22 protein-coding genes are annotated in these 23,671 nt (G+C 72.4%); 11 read left to right on the forward strand and 11 right to left on the reverse strand.

Annotated features, from left to right (window positions below; translation table 11 throughout):
* The gene (locus VA596_RS28565) at positions 1–159 is read left to right on the forward strand and encodes a hypothetical protein (RefSeq protein WP_323331265.1); all 159 of its coding nucleotides are present in this window, start codon (positions 1–3) and stop codon (positions 157–159) included.
* Positions 160–162: 3 nt separating this feature from the next.
* Here the strand turns inward: VA596_RS28565 and VA596_RS28570 are convergent, their stop codons facing one another.
* From VA596_RS28570 to VA596_RS28580, 3 genes are all read right to left on the reverse strand, one after another.
* A complete protein-coding gene (locus VA596_RS28570; protein WP_323331266.1) occupies positions 163–1,398 on the reverse strand; it encodes an NAD(P)/FAD-dependent oxidoreductase in 1,236 nt (411 codons plus the stop codon).
* 129 nt (positions 1,399–1,527) lie between these two features.
* The gene (locus VA596_RS28575; protein WP_323331267.1) at positions 1,528–1,842 is read right to left on the reverse strand and encodes an STAS domain-containing protein; all 315 of its coding nucleotides are present in this window, start codon (positions 1,840–1,842) and stop codon (positions 1,528–1,530) included.
* A complete protein-coding gene (locus VA596_RS28580; RefSeq protein WP_323331268.1) occupies positions 1,842–5,936 on the reverse strand; it encodes a SpoIIE family protein phosphatase in 4,095 nt (1,364 codons plus the stop codon). Before VA596_RS28580 ends, VA596_RS28575 begins: the two co-directional genes overlap by 1 nt.
* Before the next feature lie 288 nt (positions 5,937–6,224).
* On the opposite strand from VA596_RS28580, the gene VA596_RS28585 reads away from it, so the two are divergent.
* The gene (locus VA596_RS28585) at positions 6,225–7,316 is read left to right on the forward strand and encodes an SGNH/GDSL hydrolase family protein (protein ID WP_323331269.1); all 1,092 of its coding nucleotides are present in this window, start codon (positions 6,225–6,227) and stop codon (positions 7,314–7,316) included.
* Positions 7,317–7,320: 4 nt separating this feature from the next.
* On the opposite strand, the gene VA596_RS28590 is transcribed toward VA596_RS28585, so the two are convergent.
* On the reverse strand, positions 7,321–9,927 hold the full coding sequence (locus tag VA596_RS28590; protein ID WP_323331270.1) for a hypothetical protein: 2,607 nt from the start codon (positions 9,925–9,927) through the stop codon (positions 7,321–7,323).
* Positions 9,928–10,107: 180 nt separating this feature from the next.
* Positions 10,108–10,494, reverse strand: a complete 387-nt coding sequence (locus tag VA596_RS28595; protein ID WP_323331271.1) for an ATP-binding protein — start codon at positions 10,492–10,494, stop codon at positions 10,108–10,110.
* 178 nt (positions 10,495–10,672) lie between these two features.
* On the opposite strand from VA596_RS28595, the gene VA596_RS28600 reads away from it, so the two are divergent.
* On the forward strand, positions 10,673–11,140 hold the full coding sequence (locus VA596_RS28600; protein ID WP_323331272.1) for a DUF6292 family protein: 468 nt from the start codon (positions 10,673–10,675) through the stop codon (positions 11,138–11,140).
* On the opposite strand, the gene VA596_RS28605 is transcribed toward VA596_RS28600, so the two are convergent.
* The gene (locus VA596_RS28605; RefSeq protein WP_323331273.1) at positions 11,028–12,017 is read right to left on the reverse strand and encodes a DMT family transporter; all 990 of its coding nucleotides are present in this window, start codon (positions 12,015–12,017) and stop codon (positions 11,028–11,030) included. The genes VA596_RS28600 and VA596_RS28605 overlap by 113 nt on opposite strands.
* A gap of 36 nt (positions 12,018–12,053) precedes the next feature.
* Here VA596_RS28605 and VA596_RS28610 point away from each other — a divergent pair, with 36 nt between their 5' ends.
* Together VA596_RS28610 and VA596_RS28615 are read left to right on the forward strand one after the other, a co-directional pair.
* Positions 12,054–12,605 carry a TetR/AcrR family transcriptional regulator gene (locus VA596_RS28610; protein WP_323331274.1) on the forward strand — a complete coding sequence of 184 codons (552 nt, stop codon included), beginning with the start codon at positions 12,054–12,056 and terminating at the stop codon, positions 12,603–12,605.
* An 80-nt stretch (positions 12,606–12,685) separates the two neighbouring features.
* Positions 12,686–13,597 (forward strand): PfkB family carbohydrate kinase, encoded by a 912-nt coding sequence (locus VA596_RS28615; protein ID WP_323331275.1) that lies wholly within the window; start codon positions 12,686–12,688, stop codon positions 13,595–13,597.
* Between the two features lie 203 nt (positions 13,598–13,800).
* Here the strand turns inward: VA596_RS28615 and VA596_RS28620 are convergent, their stop codons facing one another.
* Together VA596_RS28620 and VA596_RS28625 are read right to left on the reverse strand one after the other, a co-directional pair.
* A complete protein-coding gene (locus VA596_RS28620) occupies positions 13,801–14,190 on the reverse strand; it encodes a VOC family protein (RefSeq protein WP_323331276.1) in 390 nt (129 codons plus the stop codon).
* A 20-nt stretch (positions 14,191–14,210) separates the two neighbouring features.
* A complete protein-coding gene (locus VA596_RS28625) occupies positions 14,211–14,600 on the reverse strand; it encodes a hypothetical protein (protein WP_323331277.1) in 390 nt (129 codons plus the stop codon).
* A 115-nt stretch (positions 14,601–14,715) separates the two neighbouring features.
* On the opposite strand from VA596_RS28625, the gene VA596_RS28630 reads away from it, so the two are divergent.
* Complete coding sequence (locus VA596_RS28630) at positions 14,716–15,894, forward strand: sialidase family protein (RefSeq protein WP_323331278.1); 1,179 nt, start codon at positions 14,716–14,718, stop codon at positions 15,892–15,894.
* A gap of 47 nt (positions 15,895–15,941) precedes the next feature.
* On the opposite strand, the gene VA596_RS28635 is transcribed toward VA596_RS28630, so the two are convergent.
* Together VA596_RS28635 and VA596_RS28640 are read right to left on the reverse strand one after the other, a co-directional pair.
* Positions 15,942–17,129, reverse strand: coding sequence for a cytochrome P450 (locus VA596_RS28635; protein ID WP_323331279.1), 1,188 nt, complete (start codon positions 17,127–17,129; stop codon positions 15,942–15,944).
* Positions 17,126–18,568, reverse strand: a complete 1,443-nt coding sequence (locus VA596_RS28640; protein ID WP_323331280.1) for an MFS transporter — start codon at positions 18,566–18,568, stop codon at positions 17,126–17,128. The genes VA596_RS28635 and VA596_RS28640 overlap by 4 nt, the downstream gene beginning before the upstream one ends.
* Positions 18,569–18,719: 151 nt before the next feature.
* Between VA596_RS28640 and VA596_RS28645 the strand changes: the two genes are divergently transcribed.
* From VA596_RS28645 to VA596_RS28665, 5 genes are all read left to right on the forward strand, one after another.
* A complete protein-coding gene (locus VA596_RS28645) occupies positions 18,720–19,295 on the forward strand; it encodes a TetR/AcrR family transcriptional regulator (protein ID WP_323331281.1) in 576 nt (191 codons plus the stop codon).
* Between the two features lie 78 nt (positions 19,296–19,373).
* Positions 19,374–20,396 carry an amidohydrolase family protein gene (locus VA596_RS28650; RefSeq protein WP_323331282.1) on the forward strand — a complete coding sequence of 341 codons (1,023 nt, stop codon included), beginning with the start codon at positions 19,374–19,376 and terminating at the stop codon, positions 20,394–20,396.
* Positions 20,397–20,403: 7 nt separating this feature from the next.
* Positions 20,404–21,318, forward strand: coding sequence for an amidohydrolase family protein (locus tag VA596_RS28655; protein WP_323331283.1), 915 nt, complete (start codon positions 20,404–20,406; stop codon positions 21,316–21,318).
* A gap of 15 nt (positions 21,319–21,333) precedes the next feature.
* Positions 21,334–22,704: an MFS transporter gene (locus VA596_RS28660; RefSeq protein WP_323331284.1), complete on the forward strand. Its 1,371-nt coding sequence runs from the start codon at positions 21,334–21,336 to the stop codon at positions 22,702–22,704.
* Between the two features lie 78 nt (positions 22,705–22,782).
* Positions 22,783–23,226 (forward strand): ATP-binding protein, encoded by a 444-nt coding sequence (locus VA596_RS28665; protein WP_323331285.1) that lies wholly within the window; start codon positions 22,783–22,785, stop codon positions 23,224–23,226.
* On the opposite strand, the gene VA596_RS28670 is transcribed toward VA596_RS28665, so the two are convergent.
* The gene (locus VA596_RS28670) at positions 23,223–23,627 is read right to left on the reverse strand and encodes an STAS domain-containing protein (protein WP_323331286.1); all 405 of its coding nucleotides are present in this window, start codon (positions 23,625–23,627) and stop codon (positions 23,223–23,225) included. The two genes, VA596_RS28665 and VA596_RS28670, sit on opposite strands and share 4 nt — an antisense overlap.
* Positions 23,628–23,671: the final 44 nt, after the last annotated feature.

Here is a 23,671-nt window from a genome sequence, read left to right on the forward strand (position 1 = left end):
ATGAGCGAAACCGAAGAGGGACCCTTGAGCCCGGACGTACCCCGCACGCCCGGCACCCCGGACGTCGACCTGGACGTGCCGGTGCCCGCAGCCGAGCGCGAAGAACCCGACACGCAGGACGTCGAAGAGGACGCCGGGACGACGGAGCCGCCCAGCTGAGCCTCACCGCGTGAGGTCGGCCACCGCCGCGGCCGCCGCGCGCTGCCCCGACACCAGCGCCCCCTGCACCGAGGGCGTGTCGCGGTGGTCGCCGCAGACGTACCGGCCGGGCGCGATCCGCACCGGACGGCGCAGCGGCGCGCCGGGCCCGAACACCGGCAGCGCCCGGGGCAGCGCGTAGGTGGCCAGCAGGTCCCAGTCGCGCGTGTCGGTGCCGTAAACGTGCGCCAGCCGCTGCCGCACCGGCTCGGCCAGGCCGGGGTCGGCGCGGCCGGGTACCGAGGCGACGACCAGCGCCGAGCCGTCCGGCGAGTAGGCCGGGTTGACCTCGCTCAGCACCCCGGTGGTGAGCAGCAGTTCGTCGAGACCGTCGACGACCAGGGTCGGCGAGCGCAGCGGGCTGGTCGTGGCGCGGAAGTAGAACGTGGTCACCGCGTGCCAGGCGGGCGCCTCGACGCCGGGCAGGAGCCGCGCGGCGGTGTCCCCGTCGGTCGCGACGATCACCGCCCGCGCGGGCAGGTCCTCGCCGTCGGCCGTGCGCACGCCGCCGGCGGTGACTTCGGCGACCTCGGCACCGGTGCGGATCGTGCCGGGCGGCAGGCCGTCGGCCAGCTGACGCGGCAGCGCCTGCATGCCGTCGGCCGGCAGCACCCCGCCGCCGCGCAGGAAACTGCGCCACAGCAGGTGGAACAGCCGGGCCGAGGTCCCCAGCGACGGATCGAGGAACACCCCGGCGAGGAAGGGCCGCAGCACCTGCTCGACCGTCTCCGCGCTCAACCCCCACCGCCGCAGCTCCTCGGCCGTGCTGCGCCCGTGGTCGGCGCGCACGGCCGCGTCCGGCGCCAGCAGGTCCCGGGCCGCCAGCGCCGCCATCCGCGCGGCGTCGCCGGGGTGGCCCGCGGCGAACCCGGCGACCCCGCCCACCGCGGACACGCCGTGCCAGGGACCCGCCAGCGTGCGGCGGCCGGTGGCGGTCACCGCGATCGTGCCGCGGGTGAACGGCCGCGGCCGCAACGCCTTGACGTCGGCCAGCCGCCGCAGCGCCGGGTACGCGGGCAGCAGGACCTGGAACCCGCGGTCGAGGCGGAAGCCGTCGACGACGTCCGTGCGGACCCGGCCGCCGACGTCGTCGCCCGCCTCCAGCACGGTGGTGCCGAACCCGGCCCGGTGCAGCCGCGCCGCGGCGCTCAACCCGGCCAGCCCACCCCCGACGATCACGACCCCGGCTGTTCCGGCCACGGTGACCTCCCTCCGTCACGGAGCGGGGTTCCCGGCCCGGCGAAGCTCAACCGCGCCACCACCCCCGCGGGTGGCAGACCCGGACGGGACCCGGGGCGGACTTCCGCAGCACCGGGGCCCGGGCGCCGCTCAGTCGCTTTCGCGGATCGGCGCCAGGTCGCCGAGGCCGGACACCGTCAGGACCGGCATCAGCAGCGGCGTCGCCGCCAGCTCGAGGTGGTCGGCGTGGTCGAACAGCACCGCGATGCCCGCGCTGTCCAGGTAGTCGACCGCCGTCAGGTCGAGTGTGACCCGGCCGTTGCTTCCTTCTGGGGCCCCTTCGAGGGCCCCTTCGAGCGCCTTCGCGAGGTCGGCCGCGTTGCTGATGTCGATCTCGCCGCTCGCCGCCAGCAGCCTCGTGCCGTCGGGACGTTCCTGGAGGACGAGGGAAAGCGCTGTGGTCATCACACGATCCTGGTCTGCATGTCGACGGTGGTCCCGGTGGCGCCGGTGTTGATGGTGACCTCCTGCATCATCGCGCGCATGAACGTGATGCCGTGGCCCCGGTGGGAGTTCGGGACCGCGTCGGCGTTCTTCCACCGGCCGGTGTCCGCGACCGTGAGGCGCAGGCGGTCGGCGAAGGCCTCGGCGCGGAGGCGGACGAGGTCACCCGGGCTGTCGCGGTGGCCGTGCTCGACGGCGTTGGCGCAGGCCTCGCCCGCCGCGACCAGGATGTTCTGGGCCTGCTGGGCGTCCAGCTGGACCTGGCCCAGCCAGGTGCGCAGCGTCCGCCGGACGTGGCCGAGCTCGCCCGCCTCGGCCGGGAAGCTCACCTCCAGCGGCCCGGGGTGGCGGTAGAGCAGCAGGGCGACGTCGTCGTCGTACCCCGCGTCCGGGCTCAGGCTGCGCATGAGCTCGCCCGCCAGGTCTTCGACCGCGTTCACCCGCCCGTCGTGCAGGACGCGGCCGGCCCGTGCGATGCCTTCGTCCAGCGAGCGTCTCCGGCGTTCGACCAGGCCGTCGGTGTACAGCAGCAGGGTCGCGCGGGCGGGGATGGTGTGCTCGGCTTCGGGGCGCGGGCGCCCGGGACGGACGCCGAGGGGCACCGACCGGCCGCCTTCGAGCAGGAGCGTCGTCCCGTCCGAGAGGGCCAGGATCCCCGGCGGGTGCCCGGCGGTGCTGTAGGTCAGCAGCCCGGTCCCCGGGTCGAGCACGCCGCAGAAGACGGTGGTGCAGAGCGCGCCGTCGAGCTTGGCCGCGAACCGGTCCAGCGCCATCAGGGTCTGGGCCGGGCGCGGGTCCTGCAGCAGGAGCGCGCGGCACGCGCTGCGCAGCTGCCCCATCACGGCGGCCGCGTTCAGGCCGCGCCCGACGCAGTCGCCGACCACGATGCCGATGCGCCCGTCGGCCAGCGTGACGGTGTCGTACCAGTCGCCGCCGACCTCCAGGGGCCGGGTGGCGGGCTCGTAGCGGACGGCGAACCCGGCGGGCAGGTCGGCCGGGCCGAGGATGGCCCGCTGCAGGGCGACGGCGGTCTCGCGCTGCTGGTCGATCTGGTGGGCGCGGTTCAGGCTCGGCCCGATGTGGCCGGCCAGCAGCGACAGGAGCAGCCCGTCCTGGTCGGTGAACGGGCGCCGGTCGCCGAGGGTGATCAGCAGCGCCAGCCGTCCGTGCGGGTGTTCGAGCACGGTCCCGGACCACGTGTGCCCGGAGACCGGGGCCAGCAGCGGCCCGTGCCGCAGCTCGCCCAGGACGCGGCTCTGCTCGCCGGACACGGGCGCGTCGCCGTAGATCCGGATGGGCTCGTCGCCGGGGCCGAACACGGCGGCGGTGACGGCTTCGGCCCGCCAGAGGTCCTTCAGCTCGCTCAGCGCGCCGGCCATCGCGTCCGTCAGCGTGGTCGCCTGCGCCAGCCGGGTGCTCATCGACGCCACGGCGCCGTCCCGCTGGATCGCGTAGTGCTCGGCGGTGACGTCGCGGAAGGTGCCGACGATCACGGCCTTGCCGGTGTCCGGGTCCTGGGCCTGGCTGAAGGCGGCCCGGGCCCACAGCCGGTGGCCGTCGCGGTGGATCACCGGGATCGTGTAGGTGCCGTGGCTGCGCCCGAGCAGGGTCGCGAACGCTTCGCTGACGGCGCCGTAGCCCTCGGGATCGGTTTCCGCGTCCGGCCACCAGGGGTGGACCGGGTGGTACGGCAGCCCGTCGGTGCGGTAGCCGAGGATGTCGGTGAAGGCGGCGTTGATCTCGATGACCGCGCCGTCGGCGTCGCAGACGAAGAACGCCTCCTGCAGCGAGTCGACCAGCGCGCTGCGCCAGCGGGCCTGGTGCGTGCGCAGCCGCGCCAGCTCGACGTTCGCCCGGACCCGCGCGAGGAGCTCGGCCGCCGCGAACGGCTTGATCAGGTAGTCGTCGGCGCCGGCCCGCAGGCCCTCGATCGAGGCTTCCTCCCCGGCACGCGCGGACAGCAGCAGCGCGGGCACCGACGCCGTCCGCGGGTCTTCGCGCAGGGCCGCGACCAGCTCGAGCCCACCGAGCCGGGGCATCATGACGTCGCTGACGACGAGGTCGAACGCCGCCGTCCGGGCGGCTTCCAGCGCCTCCTGGCCGTCGGTGACCGCGTCGACCTGGTAGCCGGCGTCGCTCAGCAGCCGGGTGAGGTACTCGCGCATGTCGGCGTTGTCGTCGGCGACCAGCACGCGCGTCGGCGCCGTGGGAGCCGGCTCGGGACCGGCGCCGGGCGTGCTGGGCGTACCGGGCGTGCTGGGCAGCCAGCGCAGGGCTTCCTGCACGTACGCGGCGGCGTCCGGGGTCGTCGTGTGGCCGCCCGCCGGGACCAGCGCGTCCGAGGGCAGGTGCGCGGCGCCGAAGGGCAGCCGGATGGTGAAGGTGGTGCCCTCCCCCTCGACGCTGTGCGCGGTGATCGTGCCGCCGTGCAGGTCGACGATCTCCTGGGCCAGCGCCAGCCCGATGCCGCTGCCTTCGGTGGAGCGGGCCCGGGCGTTCTCGATGCGGTGGAACCGCTGGAACAACCGGGGCAGCTCCCCTTCGGGCACGCCGATGCCGGTGTCCGCGACGGTGACGGCCGCCTGGTCGCCGTCCGCCCGCGTCGTGACGGTGATCGCGCCTTCGAAGGTGAACTTCAGCGCGTTGGACAGCAGGTTGAAGATCACCTTCTCCCACAGGCCCCGGTCGAGGTACACCGGGTCGCCCAGCGGCGGGCACCCGACGTCCAGCCGCAGCCCGGCCTTGTCGACCGCGGAGCGGAACACCCCGGCGAGCTCGGCGGTGACCTCGGCCAGGTCCACCGGCTCGAACCGGGCCTGCATGCGGCCGGCCTCGAGGCGGGAGACGTCCAGCAGGGTGTTGACCAGCTTGCCCAGCCGCAACCCGTTGCGGTGGATGACTTCCAGCTCCCGGCCGGTGCGCTCGTCGGTGGCGCCGACGCGGGCGCGCAGCTCCTCGAGCGGTCCCATGATCAGGGTGAGCGGGGTGCGGAACTCGTGGCTGATGTTGGAGAAGAACGCCGTCTTGGCGCGGTCGAGCTCGGCCAGCTCCTCGGCGCGCCGCTGCTGGGCGTGGTAGCTGCGGGCGCTGCCGATCCCGGCCGCGAGGTGCCCGGCGACCAGGTCCACGAACCCGCGGTAGGTCTCGTCCAGGGTGCGGTAGCGGTTCAGCCCGGCCACCAGGAAGCCGTAGGGCGCGCCGCCCTGCTGCACCAGCGGCACCAGCAGGGCCTGGGTGGGCGGCTCCGGCCAGTCGCCGGCCGGCAGCCCGGCGAACGCCGCGCCCCCGAGGTCGGCGAGCACGGACTCGCCGGCCGCCGGGCCCGCCGACGGCCACACCGCGTCGCCGTCGCCGGCGGCGAGCGTGGCCGGCGCGGCCGGGTGCCCCGCGGCGATGCCGGTGGACCCCGCGCGCCGCGCGAGCCCGTCCTCGCCGAAGAGGTAGGTGACCGTGAAGGGCAGGTCCCGCCGGTTGCGGGCGAGCTGGCGGCCGGCGAAGGCCAGCATCTCCTGCTCGGTGCGCACGACGGCCGGGTCGGAGCCCAGGTCGCGCAGGGTGGTCATCCGCCGGTCCGCGATGACCCGGTCGGTGTCCTCGCGGACCACGCACAGCATCCCGACCACGACGCCGTCGTCGTCGCGCAGCGGGCTGTAGGAGAACGTGTGGTAGGACTCCTCCGGGTAGCCGGAGCGCTCCAGGTAGAGCAGCAGGCCTTCGTCCCAGGTCGCCCGCCCGGTGGAGAGCACGGTGGTGATCCGCGGGCCGATGTCGTCCCAGATCTCGGCCCACACCTCGCTCGCCGGCCGCCCGAGGGCCCACGGGTACTTGCGGCCCAGGGTGTCGCGGCGGTAGGCGGCGTTGCAGAAGAACGTCAGGTCCGGGCCCCAGGCCATCCACATCGAGAACCGGGACGACACGAGGATGTCCACCGCGGTCTGGAGGCTCTGCGGCCACCCGGACGGGGGCCCGAGCGGGGTCGCTGCCCAGTCGACCGCGGCCAGGTCCTCACCGACGTCGCCGTCGGCGAAGAACGCGTCGTCGTCGGAACCGGCCACGAACCCTCCGTCACCCTGCACCGTGGGCCGGTTCCCGGCCGTCCCCCGGAACTCTACGTCGCGGCCGGGCCGGGCACGAACCGGTCCCGCCCAACGCACCCTGGCTATTTCCGGCGATATCCGGCAATACTGTTTTCCTCCCCACCGAAGAAGGTGATTCCCGTGATTCCACAAAAGGCGTTGCTGGCCGCCGCGACAATCGTTTTGCTGATTTCGGGCAGCGCGAATACCGCCCTTGCCGAACCGGATTCCTCGTCGGCTCAGCGGGTTTCCGCCTGGTCGCCGAGCATGACGACCGGCGGCCCGAACTTCACCGACCAGACGCTGCGGATGGTCGCCCACCCCAGCGTCGGCGGTGCCGGACTACGCGTGCACCTGTCCAACCTGCGCGGCACCACTCCCCTCGCCGTCGGCGCGGTGAGCGTCGCGCTGCAGGCCGACCGGGCGACCGCCGCCGACGGCTCCCAGCGCGCGGTGACGTTCTCGCACAAGAAAGCGCTTACGATCCCGGCGGGCCAGGAGGTCGTCAGCGACCCGGTGCCACTGTCCGTGCGCGCGGAGCAGAACCTGCTCGTGAGCCTGTACCTGCCGCAGGCGACCAGTTCGGCGACCTGGCACTCCGACGCGTTCGACGTCTCCTACCTCTCGAAGCCGGGCGACCACACCGCCGACGCCGAGGACGGGAACTACGTCGCCGCCACGACCTCCTGGTACTACCTGTCCGGTTTGGACGTCGTCGCCCCCGCCGCCCGCGGCACCGTCGTCGCGTTCGGCGACTCCATCACCGACGGCTACAACACCCCGGCGAGCGTGTACCACCGCTGGCCGGACGACCTCGCCCGCCGGCTCGCCGGCCCGCACCCGAGCGCCGTGGTCGACGCCGGGATCGGCGGCAACCGGGTGCTCACCGACGTGCCGAACATCTGGCAGGGGGTCAGCGCCCTCAAGCGGTTCGCCCACGACGCGCTGGCGCAGCCCGGCGTGCGGACGGTGATCCTCATGGAGGGCATCAACGACATCGGGAACAACGCCGGTCCCGGCGGCGTCCCGCTGACCGCGCAGCAGCTGATCGACGGCTACCGCGAGCTGATCCGGCAGGCGCACGCGGCCGGGGTGCGGATCCTCGGCGGAACCCTGTTGCCGGACAAGGGGGCCGGCTACTACAGCGAGTCCGCCGAGGCGATCCGCCAGGCGGCCAACGCCTGGATCCGCACCGGCGGGCAGTTCGACGGCGTCGTCGACTTCGACCAGGCGCTGCAAGACCCCTCCGATCCGGCGGCCCTGCGAGCCGGCTTCGACTCGGGTGATCACCTCCACCCGAACGAAGCCGGCATGCAGGCCATGGCCGACGCGGTCGACCTGCGGCTGTTGAACCGCTGATCCGCTATTTGACGCGGAAGCCGTCCACCAGGAAATAGGTTCCGCTCTTCTTGGAAACGGTCAGCGTGTGCCGCCCGGCGGCGAGCCCGGTCACCGAATAAACGGGAAACCGGGTTTGCCGCTGGGCGGTGTTCGCACTGACCGTTCCCTTGTCGGCGCCGTCGAGCGTGACGCCGATATCCCCTTCGTCGGAATTCGTCTCGGTGAGGAGACTGATCCCGGTCCCGGTGAAGGTGATCGACGCGGACGCACCGTCCTGCTGGGTGTAGTGCACCCCGTTTTCGAGGTCGCCGTAGCTGCGCGAACCGCTCGAGGACCAGCTCCCGGTGTAGGAGATCCGCAGGTCGTCGTCGTCGAGCACCGGGGCGGGCGGCAGGTGCGGCCCGGCCGCGTCGATGATCGCCTGGGCCGCCGGCGGCCAGCGGCCGTCGGTGACCACTGTGGACGGCGTGAGGTCGATGTCCGTGCCGCTGTTGTTGTACCGGTCGGTGTCGGTGAAGTTGCCGTGGATCGAGTCGTCGTGGATGGTCGGCGTCCACAGGTTCAGCCACAGCGAGCCGTTGCTGAACTCCACCACGTTGTCGTGGGTGTTCCACAGCGAGCTGCCCTCGTCGTGGTAGATCATGTTGCAGCCGTTGATGCACTCCCCGAGCACGTTGCCGACGAACTCCGAGCCCGACGCCTGGCCGCCGAGCGTGTAGACCGGACCGCCGTCGAACAGCACGCCCATCACGCTGTGCACGTGGTTGCCGACGACGTGGTTGCCGCCGGTGTAGGTCGTGCCGTGCAGGCACGGGTCGGCCAGGCCCTGCTTGGCCTGCAGCGCGCAGCTCGACGCCCAGCCCCAGCCCCACCCGATCGACACGCCCGAGTACGGCGTGTAGCCGATGTCGTTGTGGGACAACGTGGTCCCGCGGCTGTGGCCGACCCAGACGCCGACCGCGTCCTGGTACTCCTGCCCCGGCCGCTGGACGACGTTGCCGGCCACGGTGTTGCCGCTGGTCATCAGCGCGGGCTGGGTCTGGTAGTAGTCGTCGACCTCCCCGACGTCGACGCCGCTGCCGCCGATGTCGGTGATCGAACTGCCGGACACCGTCGAATCCTGGGTCTGGTCGGCGAGGTCGATGCCGCTGGTCCCGGTGTGCTGCACGGTGACGCCGGTGAAGGCGATCCGCGCGCCGCGGTGCACCTGCACCGCGGCCGGGATCCGGGTCGGGGTGCGGGTGGCCGGGTCCCAGAGGATCCCGGCCTGGTTGTCGACGTAGCCGGCGGTGCTCGGCGCGGTCCAGGTCGCGTAGGCGAACGTGATGCCCTCGAACGCGATGTCGTGCACCGGCGCGACCACGTCGGGGATGACGGTGAAGGCGTCGATCAGCAGGTAGTCGCCGCCGGCCTTGACCACGCGGACCGTGTGCTTCCCCTTCGCGAGCCCGGTGACCGAGACGACGGCCTGCTGCGCGAGCCGTTCGGTGCTTTTCGCCGACACCGTCTGCTTCTTGACGCCGTCTACGTAGACGTCCATGTCGCCTTCGTCCGCGTTCGTTTCGGTCAGCACCTGGATTCCGGTGCCGGTGAAGGTGTAGCTGAACGCGTCCCCGTTGTTCTGGGTGTAGTGCACGTCGGCGCCGAGGTCACCCAGGTGCCGTCCGCTCGAGTAGTTCCAGGCGCCGGTGTAGGTCGCGCGCCAGTCGGTGTCGTTGAGCGGCGCGAGGTGCCCGGGGGTGCCGGCGAGGTCGAGCAGCTCCGGCGCGACGGGCAGTTCGACGTCGGCCTTGGCGAGGTCCTCGCCGGGCCGGGGCACGTAGTACAGGTAGCCGGCGTCGCTGTCGAGGTAGAACTGGCCGGGGGTGCCGAGCAGCTGGTAAGCGTTTTCGAGCCAGGTCACGCGGTCGAGGCTCGGCAGGCCCGCGCCGTTGAAGGGAAAGCTCGGGTTGGGGACCGAGGTGTGGTTGTTGGTCCAGCACCCGGGGTCGACGGTCAGCGCCGATCCGCCCGCAGCGCCGGGCGTGATCGAGGCCAGCGGGCAGCGCAGCTGCTTCCAGCCGTTGTTGGCGACGACCTCGACGCCGGGCGCGTTCGTCCAGGACGCGTAGGACGCGTCGGCGGTGGTGAACCCGGTGGCGGACACCGAAAACCCGCCGGGGTCCTGAGTGGTGCGGGCCCGTTGCGCGCGGACGCCGTCGACGAACAGCTCGCGGCTCGCGGTCCCCTTCGGCACCGGGGCGCGGTAGACGTTCTTGGCGGCGTCCGTCTTCCGGAAGCCGGTGATCTTCCGCGCGCCGCTGAGGACCGGGGTCTGGCCGGGAGCGGCCCGGTAGACGACGCGGTGGCCCGGCGCGCCGGAGTCCTGCACGCCCAGCCGCAACGGTGTGGTCAGCGAGTAGGTGCCGCCGCGCAGCTCGACCACGACGTCGCCGCGAGCGTGCGCGACCAGCCCGCGGACCCGGTCACGGGCCGTGGACAGGTCACAGGGGGCGTACGAGCTGCAAGCGGAGCCGTGCCCGGAGGGAGCGGCGTACAGGACGTCCGGGGGTCTTCCGGGAGTGGCGCCGACGGCCGCGACAACGGCGGTGGCGGTGACCAGGTGCGCGACGACGGTGGCGATTCGCATCGGGGTTCTCCGGCAGGGTCAGCGGGCAGACATCTGATGAATATAGCCCGGCCCACCTCGCAGCGGGATACCTCCAGCACCGCCAGTTCAGGCGTCTGAACGGGGTGGATACCCCAAACAGGACCATCACGAGACAAGATTCGCCGTCAGTCTTGACAGCGCAGAGTTCCTACCTTTAGGTCAGCGGGCCGCGACGGGGATCTCGGCCCACACCGTCCGGCCGCCGTCCCCGCGGTGGAAGTGGCCCCGGCGGCGGGAGCACGCCGCGACCAGGGTCAGCCCGGTGCCCAGCGGGGCGGCGACGGGAGCGGCCGGGTCGAACCAGGCGGCCCCGCCCGCGTCTTCGACGCCGACCCAGATCGTGGCGTCGGACCGCACCAGGCGGGCACGCACCGGCCCCGCGGCGTGCCGGACGGCGTTGGTGGCCAGCTCGTTCACGATCAGCACGATGTCCGCGATCGCTTCGTCCGGCACGTCACCCGCCGCGGCCAGCTGCTCGCGCGCCCACGACCGCACCTTTCCGATCTGCCGCGGGCTCGCGTCGAATTCGAAGCTTTCGAGTATCACGTTCTCAACCCCCAGGTTCGAGCGGACACAGTCGGTTTCCCAGCGTCGCCGCCGTTCACACCCGCGCGCGGCGATATCGCACGAATAGAGGCATGGCTCTGGGGGAAATGACCGGATCAGGCGTGGCCACGCGAAAATCGGGTAACCGGGAACGTCGTCGAAATCAGGCAGGTGAACCGTGACCACCGAACCGTCGGACGAAAACGCTCTCATCCCGTATCTGCGCGCCGTCGCGGCCGAACTCGGGCTGCTCGCCGAAGACGCCGCCGTCGAACCCGCCGACCCGCTGTACGGGCAGATCCGCTTCGCCGGCCGCCCGGCCGACGGTCCCGCGAAGCACCTGCTCCTGACCTGGGACCGGCGCGACGGCTGGCAGCTGAACGCGGCCGGCGGCAGATCCGGGTCCCTGCACGTGGTCGCGACCTTGCCCGGCGAGATCCGGCCGGCGCCGCGCGCCGTCGCGGACTTCACCCTCGAAGCACTGGCGGACCGCGGCGAGCGGCTCATCCGCCGCCAGTACGACGGCGACCGGCTCAGCATTCTGCTGGACCGCTACGCCGAGCCGGCGAAGCGGCGGCCGCGCCGGACCGCGGCCGCGCCGATGCGGTACTCCCGTCCCCCGAACACCGCGTGGTCACGTCCCTGACATCGGACCGCTGCGGCGTCCGGGCGACGAGCCAGGTGGCGGCGAGCGCCAGCGCAAGCCCGGTGATCGTCCAGGGGCCGAACGGTTCCCCGAACATCAGCGCACCCCAGATCGTGGTGGCCGACGGGACCAGGAACATCAGCGTGTTCACGCGGGTGACGCCCGCGCGGTCCAGGAGGAGCCAGTAGAGCCCGTACCCGCCGAGGGTGGCGAAGACGATCAGCCACGCCATCGCGAGCCAGAACCGGCCGGACGCCGGCGGCAGCGCGGCACCGGTCGCCACCGCCAGGATCGTGAAGACGACGGCCGAGGTGGCGCAGTGGATCGCGACGGCCTGCCACGGTGACCCGCGTTCACGGGTGCGCCGGTCGAGGAAGGTCGCCGCGACCAGGCAGCACATCCCGGCGAACGGCACCAGGTAGGCCCACAGCGGGGTGCCGCGCCCCGACGTCGCGTCCGACCAGGTCACCAGCACGACGCCGGACAGGCCGAGGCCCAGGCCGAGCCACTGCCGTCCGCTGACGGCGACCCCCAGCAGCGGCCCGGCGAGCGCCGCGACGACGAGGGGCTGGATGCCGTCGACCAGCGCCGTCGTGCCGGTGCTGACCCCCAGGCCGATGGCCCAGTAGACGGTCAGCAGGTACCCCGACTGCGACAGCAGCCCGACCGCGACCTGCCGCCCGAGCCCCGCTCGCCCGGCCCGGCGCAGGGCCGGCAGGAGCACCAGCGCCAGCGGCACGAACCGCCACATCAGGACGGTCGCGACCGGCGCGTCCGCGGCCCCCAGCTTCGCCCCGATGAAGCCGGACGACCAGCACACGACGAACAGGGCGCTCAGCCCGAGCGTCGCCGGCGGTATACCGATCTGTTTACTCATTCGCCCGACAGTACACCGATCGGTATAGTCGGATCCATGGAGATCGACTGGACCCCCAAAGCGCGCGCGGTGCTGGCGGCGGCGGAGGAGCTGTTCTACGCGCGCGGCATCCACGCGGTCGGCGTCGACCTGATCGCCGAGCGCGCCGGGGTCACGAAGAAGACGCTCTACGACCGGTTCGGCTCGAAGGACCGCCTCGTCGTCGAGTACCTCCGGGGGCGGGACGCCCGGTGGCGCGCGTTCCTCGCCCCGCTGCTGGACGCGGCCGGTGACGACCCGGCCGCCCGGCTCCGCGCGGTGTTCGACGCCTCCGCCCGGTGGTCCGCCGCGAACAGCGGGAAGGGCTGCAGCATGATCAACGCCCACGCCGAGATCAGCGACCCCGCGCACCCCGCCTACCGGGTGATCGTGGCGCAGAAGGCGTGGATGCTCGACCTGTTCACGACGATCGCCGCCGGGTCCGTCCCGACCGCCCGTGCCCTCATGCTGCTGCACGAAGGCGCGCTCGTCAGCGACGGGATGCACGTCTTCGAGAACCCGTACGCCCAGGCGCGGGACGTCGCGGTGAAGCTGCTCGAGGCCGGCTGAGCCGGGTTCACCTACCCGAACGAGCGGTTTGCCTTGCTCGCGGCGCGGGGTAGCCGACCTCCGAGCCGAGGAGGCCGTTCATGCCCAGCGAAGTCGTGGTCGTCGGCCAGGTCGCCCGCGACCTGGTGGTGGAAGTCCCGGACGCGCCCGCCGCGGGGGTGCCGGCCGAAGCGCGGCAGCGGCCCGAGGCACTCGGCGGGAAGGGCGTCAACCAGGCGCTGGCCCTGAGCCAGCTGGGCACGTCGGTGTCGCTCGTCGGCGTAGTCGGCGAAGACCTCGTCGGCGACGCCCTGCGAGCGCGGGCGCGGGCGGACCGCATCGGCACCACACACGTGGTCCGCCGCCGCGGCGCCGAAACGGCACTGATCGTCGACGTCGTCGACGAGCACGGCCGCCGCCGCTACCTCGAGCACACCCCAGCGGCCACGCTGGTGACCGAGACCGACGTCATCGCCGCCGCCGCGCCGATCTCGGCCGCCTGTTCCCTGATCGTCCAGCTGCAGCAGCCCGCACCGGCGGCCCTGCTGGCGGCGCGGCTGGCGCACACCGCGGGCACCCGAGTGGTGCTGGACGGCGCCCCGGAGGACCCGGAGCTGCTAGCCCTAGCCGACGTCGTCCGCGCCGACCTGCTGGCCGGCCGCCCACTACCGGACATCGAGACGGCCGCCGACGCCGCCGCCGACCTCCGGCGCCGCGGCCCGTCCCTGGTCGTGCTGGAGGTCTCCGGCCGCGGCAACCTGTTCGCCGGCCCGGACGGAACCTGGTTCGTCCCGAACGTGGAGACGGAGGTCGTCGACACGACCGGCGCCGGGGATGCGCTGATCGCCACCCTCACCGCGGCGTTGACCCGCAGACGCCCCTTCGAGACGGCGGCGCGCTTGGCGGTAGCGGCGGCCGCGGCGACGACCGAGCACGCGGGCGGCCGGCCGCGTTTGACTCGCCCGGACCTCGACCGGCTGCAGCCGGAGCACCTGGAAGAGGTCCACGCCTGACCGCCGGGGCCTGATCGGTGCGACCGCCGCAGCGACGACCCGAGCACCCTGGCCGCCTTCGCCCGGAGCGAACCGAAGACGCGCGCGCCTTACCGCCGGGCCCAGCTCGGCGACCGCCGCGGAGACAATCGAGCACCTGGGCGACCACGACAACCACCGAGCAACCACCCTCGGCTGGAGCGCGTGAAAGTGCGCCCAAAGGGTCACGGCACCGGATCGATCCGCTTGCGCAGCAGGCAGAACTCGTTGCCCTCCGGGTCCTGCAGTACGTACCAGCTTTCCTCACCCGTCTGGCCGATGTCCGCGTGCCGGGCGCCCAGCTCCAGCAGGCGTCGCAGCTCCGCCTCCTGGTCGCGGTCGGTGGCGCTGACGTCCAGGTGCAGCGGCAGCTTCACACGTGAGACCTCCGCCCGGTCGCCGATGTCGAAGACGAGGGTCGGCTGCGGTCCGCCGAAGCCGGTGCCCGGCGGGCCGATCTCGATGCCGTCCGGTTCGCGGGCGATCTCGACGTAGCCGAGCACGTCCGCCCAGAACTTCGCGAGCCGCTCGGGGTCGTGGGCGTCGATGACGATTTCGCTGATGCGGCAAGCCATCGCGTCACCGTAGCGCCGCCTCAGCCGTGGTGCCAGGGCTGGGCACGGCGCCACGTGAGGTACTCGTCGAAGATCGCCGCCGTGCCGCCCGGCGCCGCGCGCCTCTCGAGGAACTCGTCCAGTAGTGCGAAGAGCTGGTCGACGGCCACTTGACGGCCGTCGCCCGCGGCCTCGTCGCGCCAGCCCGTGGTGCGGCCCGGAAAGGCCAGGTGCAGCACCAGCGACGTCCACGTCAGGTTGGCGCCGGTGCCCACCCGCGGCACGAGCGACTCGGTGAAGCCCGTCAGCAGCCCGCCGTCGTTGCCCGCGTCCACACCGAGCAGGAACACGCAGTAGTCGTGGTAGCTGCCGTCCAGCCCGTACAGCTGCGGCCGCCGGCGTATCCCGTCGAACAGCTCCCGAAGGTCCACAGTGCTCAGCCTAGTCCTTGACGAACCGCGCACCGGCTCCCTAGGTTGTCGGACATAGGACGTCGGACATCCCATGTCCTACCACCCCCATCCCCTCAGCGAGGAGGCGGAACCGGTGTCACCGAAACGCAGGTTCGGCACGATGCTGCTGGCCGCGGCCGTGGTCTGGCTGCCCTTCACCCCCGCGGCCTCGGCCGCCACCGGAGGATGCTCGTCCTCGGTGCCGTTCACCTCCGGCACCGAGGGTTACGACACCTTCCGCATCCCCGCGGTCGTGCGCGCCGCGAACGGCTCGCTGGTGGCCTTCGCCGAAGGCCGGCGCGACTCGGCCGGCGACTCCGGCGCCATCCAGACGGTGTCGCGCAGCTCCCGTGACGGCGGGTGCACCTGGGGCCCGCTCTCCGTGGTCACCACCAACGGTGACGCCACGGCCGGCAACCCAACGCCGGTGGCCGCGCGCAACGGCGACCTCGTGCTGCTGACCGTCCACAACGGACTCGTGTCGGAGAAGCAGATCATGTCCGGCCAGGCGTCCGACCAGGACACTCGCCGGGTGTTCGTCCAGCGCAGCACCGACAACGGCCGTACCTGGAGCGCCGCGCGCGACATCACCGCGGACACGAAGCTACCCGGCTGGCGGTGGTACGCCACCGGTCCCGGGCACGCCACGCTGCTGCGGCACGGCCCCCACGCGGGCCGGATCGTGGTGCCCGCCAACCACTCCAGCTCCCCGCCGGCCGGCTCCGCCGACGTCGGCACCGAGGCGAAGTACTACGGCGGCCACGACCTCTACAGCGACGACAACGGCCGCACCTGGCACATCGGCTTCACCGACGACCGCACCGACGGCGTGGTCGCCGCGAACGAGACGTCGACGACCGAGCTGCCCGACGGCACGCTCTACTTCTCCAGCCGCAACCAGGGTTCCGCGGCCGAGCACCGCGTCGACGGCTACAGCGTGGACGGCGGGAAGACGCTCGTGCGGCCGTACCGGGTGCAGCCGTCGCTGTCCGGGACGAAGGTCGAGGGCAGCGTGCTGCAGACGACGATCCCGTGGCTGCTGCTGTACTCCGGCCCGTCCGACCCCGCGACGCGCGCGGTGATGCAGCTGCGGCTGAGCACCGACCGCGGGCACACCTGGACCCCGGGCCGGACGCTGACCACCGGGCCCGCGGCGTACTCCGACCTCGTGCAGGCCGACCCGCTCACCGTCGGGCTGCTGTACGAGACGGGCACCGCCGGACCGTACGAAACCGTGGTGTTCCAGCGCATCCCGCTCACGCAGGTGCGCTGAGCCCGGTCCCGCACCCCGGCGCGCGGCCGGGGTGCGGGACGCCCCGCTCAGCCCCAGGCCAGCGGCAGCTGCAGCGGGCCGCGCGTCGAGAGCCCCTTCTTCCAGTCGAGGCCGGATTCGCCGTCGGTCAGGCGCAGGTCGGGCAGCCGCCGAAGCAGCGTTTCCAGCGCCACCTGCAGTTCCATCCGGGCCAGCGGCGCGCCCAGGCAGTGGTGGGCGCCGTGGCCGAACCCGATGTGCGTCGCCTCCCCACGCAGCAGGTCCAGCACCTCCGGGTCCGCGTACACCGCGTCGTCGCGGTTGGCCGACGCCAGCGCGGGCAGCACCGGCTCCCCCGCCCGGACCGTCACCCCGCCCAGCTCGACGTCCTCCAGCGCGTACCGCGCGATCCCGGCGCCGGTACCGAGCGGGACGAACCGCATCAGCTCCTCGACCGCCTTCGGCACCAGGCTCAGGTCGGCGCGCAGCAGCGCCAGCTGGCCCGGGTGCGTGAGCAGCGCGTAGACGAAGTTGGGGATCTGCGACGCCGTCGTCTCGTGGCCGGCCACCAGCAGCGTCTGCGCCAGCGACAGCAGCTCCTCCTCCGAGAGCCGGTCGTCTTCGTCGCGGGCCACGACCAGGGCGCCGAGCAGGTCGTCGTGCGGCGTCTCGCGGCGCACGGCGATCAGGCCGGCCATGTACTCGCGCATCTTCGTCATCGCGTCGAGGACTTCGTCCGGCGTGAACTTCGTCGTCGAGAGGAACGCGTCGGACCAGACGCGGAAGTCGCCGCGGTCCTCGAACGGGACGCCCAGCAGCTCGCAGATCACCGTCACCGGGAACGGCAGCGCGAAGGCCTCCACCAGGTCGGCCGGCGGGCCCTCGGTGAGCATCGCGTCGACGAGCCCGTCGGCGATCTCCTGCGCCCGCGTCCGCAGCGCGTCGATCCGGCGCATGGTGAACGCCTTCATCACCAGCCGCCGCAGCCGGCTGTGGTCCGGCGGGTCGAGGCTGAGGATGTTGCCCGGCGGCGGCAGGTGCGGGCGCAGCCGCGGCTCGTCGCGCCCGGTCGCGGCCGCGCGGCTGAAGCGCGGGTCGCCGAGGACCACCTTGACGTCCTCGTAGCGCGTCGCCAGCCAAGCCGGTTCGCCGTAGGGCATGGTCACGCGGCTGAGCGGCTCTTCGCTGCGCAGCTTCTCGAACAGCGGCTCGATGTCCAGCTTTTCCGGCTCACTGAAGGGATACGCCCTCGTCATCGAGACTCCTTCGTGGTTTCGCGGTGGCGGTACGGGACGAGCACGGCGGCGACGACCGCGAGCACGCAGATCGCGCCGGACACGGTGAACGCGGTGGTGTACGCGCCGACCGTGGGCAGGGGGAGGCCGGGCAGCAGGGTCGCGGCCAGGATCGCCGACGCCACCGCCGTGCCGATGGAGCCGCCGATCGAGCGCAGCGTCTGGTTGACGCTGTTGGCGACGCTCGTCTGCTCGGGGGTGACGCCGCTGTTGAGCAACGTCGGGATCGCGCCGAACGCCAGCCCCAGCCCGAGGCCGAGCAGGCCGGTCGCGACGTAGAAGTGCCAGTGCTCGGCGTGGAAGGCCAGCAGGAAGGCGAACGTCGCGGTCGCGACGACCGTGCCGAGCACCATCGGCCACTTGGGCCCGACGCGGCGGATCAGCATCGACACCGCGCCGGCGGCGAGCAGCGTGCCCGCGGTCAGCGGCAGCAGCGTCAGGCCCGCGCCGAGCGCGTCGGCCCCGAAGCCGTACCCGACCTTGGCCGGCGTCTGCACGAACTGGATCACCAGGATGAACGCGCCGTACATGCCGGCTCCGGTGAGGAAGGTGGCGATGTTGGTGCCGAGCACGACCGGGGTGCGCATCATCGCGATGTCGACCAGCGGCTCACGCACCCGCCGTTCGACGAACACCCACGCGACGAGCAGCACCACCCCGCCGGCGAACAGGCCGAGCACGGTCCCCGAGCCCCAGCCCCACGACGGCCCGCGGTTGATGCCGAGGACCAGGCACACCAGGCCGCCGGCGAGCGTCAGCAGGCCGAGGACGTCGACGTAGAACTTGCCCGCCGTTTCGGGCAGCCGGATCAGCACCGCCGTGCCGAGCAGGCCGAGCGCGGTGACCGCGGCCGAGATCCAGAACATGCCCTGCGCGGAGACGCCCGCCTGCACCAGCAGCCCGGACACGAGCAGGCCCGCGCCCGCGCCGATGCCGGTCAGCGCGCTCAGCAGCGCGATGCTCGAGGGCACGCGTTCGGGCGGGAAGATCGAGCGGACGATCCCGATGGCCAGCGGCATCGCGGCGAAGCCCATGCCCTGCAGGGCGCGGCCGGCCAGCACGACCCCCATCGACGTCGACACCGCGACCAGCACCGAGCCGAGCGTGGTCAGCGCCAGGGTCGCCATGAGGACGCGCTTGCGGCCCAGCTTGTCGCCGAGGGAACCGAGCACCGGCGTGAACACCGCGGCCGAGAGCATGTTGACGGTCACGACCCACGAGACGTCGGCCAGCGAGACGTTCAGCGACTGCGCGAGGCCGGACAGGATCGGCAGGACCATGCTCTGCATGACGACGATCGCGAACGTCGACAGCGCCAGCACCAGCAGCACCGCCGTCGGATGCGACTCCGCGCGCCGGCCGGGGCGCGCGGGCGCGGGGGCGGTGAGGGTGTCGGACACGGGATTCTCCTTTGTAGTCAACTGACGACTTCCACGGTAGTCAGGGGCCGGAAGCCAAGTCAACGAGTGACTACTTAACCGCGCGGTGATCACGCTCACAGCACGTTTGCGCTGGTCTACACTGCGGACACCGACGAAACGGAGGCCGGCGATGGACACGGCGACACCGCGCGCCCGCCGCCGTGACGCGGCGGCGACCCGGGAAGCGCTGCTGATGGCGGCCCGGACGCTGCTGAGCGAACACGGCGTCGAGGGCACGAGCACCCGCGACGTCGCGGCCCGCGCCGGGGTGAACCAGGCGCTGGTCTACCGCTACTTCGGGTCGAAGGAGAAGCTGTTCGCCGAGGCGGCGGACCGGGGCTGGGACTCCGCCGACACCATGACGACGGACCTCCCCTTGAAGGACCTCCCCCGCGCCCTGCTGGAGCGCGCGCTGAACGTCGGCGCCGAGCACCCCGGCGGCCTGTCCGGCCTGGTGACCGCGGCGAACGACGACATGATCCGGGCCGTCGTGCGCGAGCGGATCGAGCGCGCGTTCGACGAGCAGCTGGCCCCGCGCCTGAGCGGGCCGGACCGCGCGCTGCGCGCGGAACTGCTGGCCGCGCTGATCACCGGGGTCGCGGTGCTGCGCGGCAAGGTGGGCGCGAAGGCCCTGACCGCCGCGGACCGTGAAGCGATCGGCGAGTACGTCGACCGCATGGCCGCCTCGCTGCTCGACCTCGGCTGACCCCCTCGCACGTCACCTCCCGCAGAACTTTTCGTCGTAGATATTGTCAACAATTTCATCGACGATTAGGGTGCAGGCATGCTCATCGACTGCCACGGGCACTACACGACCGCACCTCCCGCGCTGGCCGCGTGGCGTGACCGGCAGGTCGCGGCGCTGTCCGGCGGCCCGGCCCCGGCGCGCGCCGACCTGCGGATCAGCGACGACGAGCTGCGCGAGACGATCGAGCCGAACCAGCTGCGGCTGATGGACGAACGCGGCATCGACCTGACGATCTTCTCGCCGCGCGCGTCGTTCATGGCCCACCACGTCGGGGACTTCGCGACGTCGTCGGAGTGGGCCGCGCTCTGCAACGAACTCTGCTACCGCGTCAGCGCGCTCTACCCCGGGCGGTTCGCGCCGGCCGCGATGCTCCCGCAGTCCCCCGGCGTCGACCCGGCCACCTGCATCCCGGAGCTGACGCGGTGCGTCGAGGAGTACGGCGCCGTCGCGCTGAACCTCAACCCGGACCCCTCCGGCGGGCACTGGACGGCGCCGCCGCTCACGGACCGGTCGTGGTACCCCGTCTACGAAAAGATGGTGGAGTACGACATCCCGGCGATGGTCCACGTCAGCACGAGCGTGAACCCCGCGTTCCACACCACCGGCGCGCACTACCTCAACGCCGACACCACGGCGTTCATGCAGCTGCTGCAGGGTGACCTGTTCGCGGACTTCCCGACCCTGCGGCTGGTCATCCCGCACGGCGGCGGCGCGGTGCCCTACCACTGGGGCCGGTTCCGCGGCCTCGCGCTGGCGCTGGGCAAGCCGGAGCTGGAAGAACACCTGCTGGGCAACGTCTTCTTCGACACCTGCGTCTACCACCAGCCCGGTTCGGACCTGCTGTTCGACGTCGTCCCGGCGAAGAACATCCTGTTCGCCTCGGAGATGATCGGCGCGGTCCGCGACGTCGACCCGCGCACCGGCCACCACTTCGACGACACGCGCCGGTACGTCGAGGCCGCCAAACTGTCCGAAGTGGACCAGGCCGCGATCCGGGAGCACAACGCCCGCGCCGTCTACCCCCGCCTCGACGCCCTGCTCAAGCGCCAGGGGCGGTGAGAACCCCATGACCGCACTGAAAACCCCCGGCTGGCTCGACTGGTACGCGAACCCGTCGAAGCCGAGGTTCCGGCTCCCACCCGGAACCGTCGACGCGCACTGCCACGTCTTCGGCCCGCAGGCCGAGTTCCCCTTCGCCCCCGAACGCAAGTACACCCCGTGCGACGGCGGCAAGGACGACCTGTTCGCCCTCCGCGACCACCTGGGCGTCACCCGCTCCGTCATCGTCCAGGCCACCTGCCACGGCGCGGACAACTCCGCCATGCTCGACGCCGTCCGCGCGGCGGACGGCCGGGCGCGGGGCATCGCCACCGTGCGTCCGGACGTCAGCCCGCGCGAGCTGCGCGCACTCGACGAGGCCGGCGTGCGCGGGGTGCGGTTCAACTTCGTGCGCCGCCTGGTCGACGCCGCCCCGCACGAGGACCTGAGCACCATCGCGAAGAAGATCGCCCCGCTCGGCTGGCACGTCGTGCTGTACTTCGAAAGCGCCGACCTGCCTGAGCTGGAAGGGTTCTTCGGCTCGCTGCCGACACCGCTGGTGATCGACCACCTGGGCCGGCCGGACGTCACCCAGCCGGTGGCCGGGCCGCAGTTCGGCCGCTTCCTGCGCTTCGTCGACCGCAACGACGTCTGGGTCAAGGTCAGCTGCCCCGAGCGCCTGACCGTGACCGGGCCGCCGGCCCTCGGCGGCGAGCAGCACGCCTACCGCGACGTCGTCCCGTTCGGCCGCCGGGTCGTGGCGGAGTTCCCCGACCGCGTGCTGTGGGGCAGCGACTGGCCGCACCCCAACCTCCTGGGCCACATGCCGGACGACGGCCTGCTGGTCGACCACGTGCCGCAGGTGGCGGTGACCACCGACCAGCAGCGGAAGCTGCTCGTGACGAACCCGACGCGCCTGTACTGGCCCGGCAATGACGCCTGAGCGACAGGAACCCCCATGCAGCAAGCCAACTCCCTGAACCGGCTGAACCGCCTGCCGATCTCCCGGTTCCACAAGATCACCCTGCTCGCCGTCTCGTTCGCCTACTTCTTCGAGTTCGCGGACATCAACAGCTTCGCCACCACCGCGCCCAAGCTGATCAAGCTGTGGGGCGTGACGGTCAACCAGGTCGCGTACGTCACTTCGCTGTCGTTCGTCGGGATGTTCTTCGGGGCGATCGTCGCCAGTGGACTGGCCGACCGGTGGGGCCGCAAGCGGACGCTGCTGTGGACGACCCTGTGGTTCGGCGTGTTCTCGTTCGCGGCGGTGTTCTCGTGGGACGTCGTTTCGCTGGGCGTGTTCCGCGTGCTGACGTCGGCGGGGCTGTCCGCGATGACCGTCGTCGCGGTCATCTACGTCAACGAGCTGTACCCGGCGACCAGCCGCGGCAAGTACCAGGCGTACGCGATCGTGATCGGCATCTGCGGCACGCCGGTCACCAACCTGATCGCCAGCGCCGTGGTGCCGATCAACGACTGGTCGTGGCGGCTGGTCTACCTCTGGGGCGCGCTCGGCGTGCTGCTCGTCTTCTTCACGCGGCACCTCAAGGAGTCGCCCCGCTGGCACGAGAGCCGCGGCGACCACGCCAAGGCGGACGAGATCCTGCGGGAGATCGAGGAGCGCGTCGCGGCGGAGAAGGGCCCGCTGCCCGAGCCCGAGCCGCCCGTCGAAGAGGCCCCGGTGACCAAGGCCCCGCTGCGGCTGCTGATGCAGAAGAAATACCTGTGGCCCACGTTGCTGCTGACGGTCGTGTGGGTGACGCAGACGATCGGCTTCTTCGGCTACTCGAGCTGGGCGCCCACGCTGCTGGCCCAGGAGGGCTTCAGCGTCGAGAAGTCGGTCTTCTACGTGGCGCTCACCACCGTCGGCGCGCCGCTCGGGTCGTACCTGGCCGCCCTGGTCACCGACCGCTTCGAGCGCAAGTGGTGCCTGGTCGCGTTCGGCTCGGTGATCGCGCTGTGCGGCCTGCTCTACGGGCTGACGTTCAACCCGGTCCTGATCGTGGTCTTCGGGTTCCTGGTGAACCTGTTCGAGCGCGGGTACACCGCACTCGGCTACGCCTATTCACCCGAACTGTTCGACACCCGCGCCCGTTCACTGGGCACCGGCGTCTCCTACGGCCTCGGGCGGCTGTCGAACGCGGCCGGCCCGCTGATCGTCGCCGCGCTGTACAACGGCAGCGGGTACCAGAGCGTTTTCCTCTTCATCGCCGGCACCTGGCTGGTCGGCGCGGTCGTGCTGGCCCTGTTCGGTCCCCGGACCCGCCCGGGACGGTCGCGCGCCGAAACGGCCGAACCGAAAAATACCGGCACGCCGATTCGCGGGTAACGGCCGCTGTCACGGGTAACCGATCCTCGTAGGAGGACGTCGCACCCCCGGGTGCGCGCCCTCGGGAGGAGTCGCATCGTGCCGGTGAACTGGACCTTGGCGGACCAGCCGGGCTGGCAGACCCTGGACGTGGCCGGCGCCGACCCGTCGGGCCTGGCGGAAGCCCGGATGTGGGCGCAGGCGCAGCTGACCGCGCTCGGCGACCCGCACCGGCTGGACGCGCTGCTGGTCGCCGGAGAGCTGCTGGACAACGCCTACCTGCACGCCGGCGGCCCCGTGGAGCTGCGGCTGCGCCGGACGGCGTGGCCGTGCGAGGTGACCGTGGCTGTCGCGGACGACGGCGCCGGGACGCCGCACCTGCGGGTGCCCACGCGCGACGGCGGCCGCGGCCTGCGGGTGGTCGACCGGCTGTGCCTGGCGTGGGGCGTGAGCCACCACGACGACGGCAAGCTCGTGTGGGCCCGCCTGCAGTGCGCGACCTCCGGCGAGCCGTGCCCGCGGGCCTGGGCGAGCCGGAACTAGCGGGAAGTCAGCGCCGGCAGGAGAGCCAGCCAGTCGAGCGCCGCGGCGAGGTCGCCGTGCACCGGCAGGACCCGCTCGAGACCGAGGACGGTCAGCGGGCGCAGCACCGCGCGGCTGCGGGTGACCACGGCGAACGGCACCCCGGCCGCGTGCGCGTCCGAGGCGGCGTTGATCAGCACGGTCAGCGCGCGGGCGGCGCAGAACGTCACGGCCGAGGCGTCGACCACGAGGACGCGGGGCCGGAGGCCGAGCTCCCGCTCGAGGATTCCGGTGAAGTGGCCGATGACACTGACGTCGAGTTCGCCGGTGGCCGACACCACGGTCGAGTCGGCGGTCGTCGTGACGGCGAAGGTCCCGACGGGCGCCGGATCTCTCAGGCCGGGCAGCGGAACGGTGGACATGCGGAAGCCTCCTGGGTGAACCGTGAGGCCAAACCGCTCGTGCA

Origin of the sequence: Amycolatopsis heterodermiae, assembly GCF_034929455.1 — a bacterium.
GTDB lineage: Bacteria > Actinomycetota > Actinomycetes > Mycobacteriales > Pseudonocardiaceae > Amycolatopsis > Amycolatopsis heterodermiae.

Coding starts and splice junctions, on each gene's coding strand:
- VA596_RS28565 (WP_323331265.1), top strand. CDS start 1: ATGAGCGAAACCGAAGAGGGACCCTTGAGCCCGGACGTACCCCGCACG.
- VA596_RS28575 (WP_323331267.1), bottom strand. CDS start 1,842: ATGACCACAGCGCTTTCCCTCGTCCTCCAGGAACGTCCCGACGGCACG.
- VA596_RS28585 (WP_323331269.1), top strand. CDS start 6,225: ATGACGACCGGCGGCCCGAACTTCACCGACCAGACGCTGCGGATGGTC.
- VA596_RS28590 (WP_323331270.1), bottom strand. CDS start 9,927: ATGCGAATCGCCACCGTCGTCGCGCACCTGGTCACCGCCACCGCCGTT.
- VA596_RS28605 (WP_323331273.1), bottom strand. CDS start 12,017: ATGAGTAAACAGATCGGTATACCGCCGGCGACGCTCGGGCTGAGCGCC.
- VA596_RS28610 (WP_323331274.1), top strand. CDS start 12,054: ATGGAGATCGACTGGACCCCCAAAGCGCGCGCGGTGCTGGCGGCGGCG.
- VA596_RS28615 (WP_323331275.1), top strand. CDS start 12,686: ATGCCCAGCGAAGTCGTGGTCGTCGGCCAGGTCGCCCGCGACCTGGTG.
- VA596_RS28620 (WP_323331276.1), bottom strand. CDS start 14,190: ATGGCTTGCCGCATCAGCGAAATCGTCATCGACGCCCACGACCCCGAG.
- VA596_RS28635 (WP_323331279.1), bottom strand. CDS start 17,129: ATGACGAGGGCGTATCCCTTCAGTGAGCCGGAAAAGCTGGACATCGAG.
- VA596_RS28645 (WP_323331281.1), top strand. CDS start 18,720: ATGGACACGGCGACACCGCGCGCCCGCCGCCGTGACGCGGCGGCGACC.
- VA596_RS28650 (WP_323331282.1), top strand. CDS start 19,374: ATGCTCATCGACTGCCACGGGCACTACACGACCGCACCTCCCGCGCTG.
- VA596_RS28655 (WP_323331283.1), top strand. CDS start 20,404: ATGACCGCACTGAAAACCCCCGGCTGGCTCGACTGGTACGCGAACCCG.
- VA596_RS28660 (WP_323331284.1), top strand. CDS start 21,334: ATGCAGCAAGCCAACTCCCTGAACCGGCTGAACCGCCTGCCGATCTCC.
- VA596_RS28670 (WP_323331286.1), bottom strand. CDS start 23,627: ATGTCCACCGTTCCGCTGCCCGGCCTGAGAGATCCGGCGCCCGTCGGG.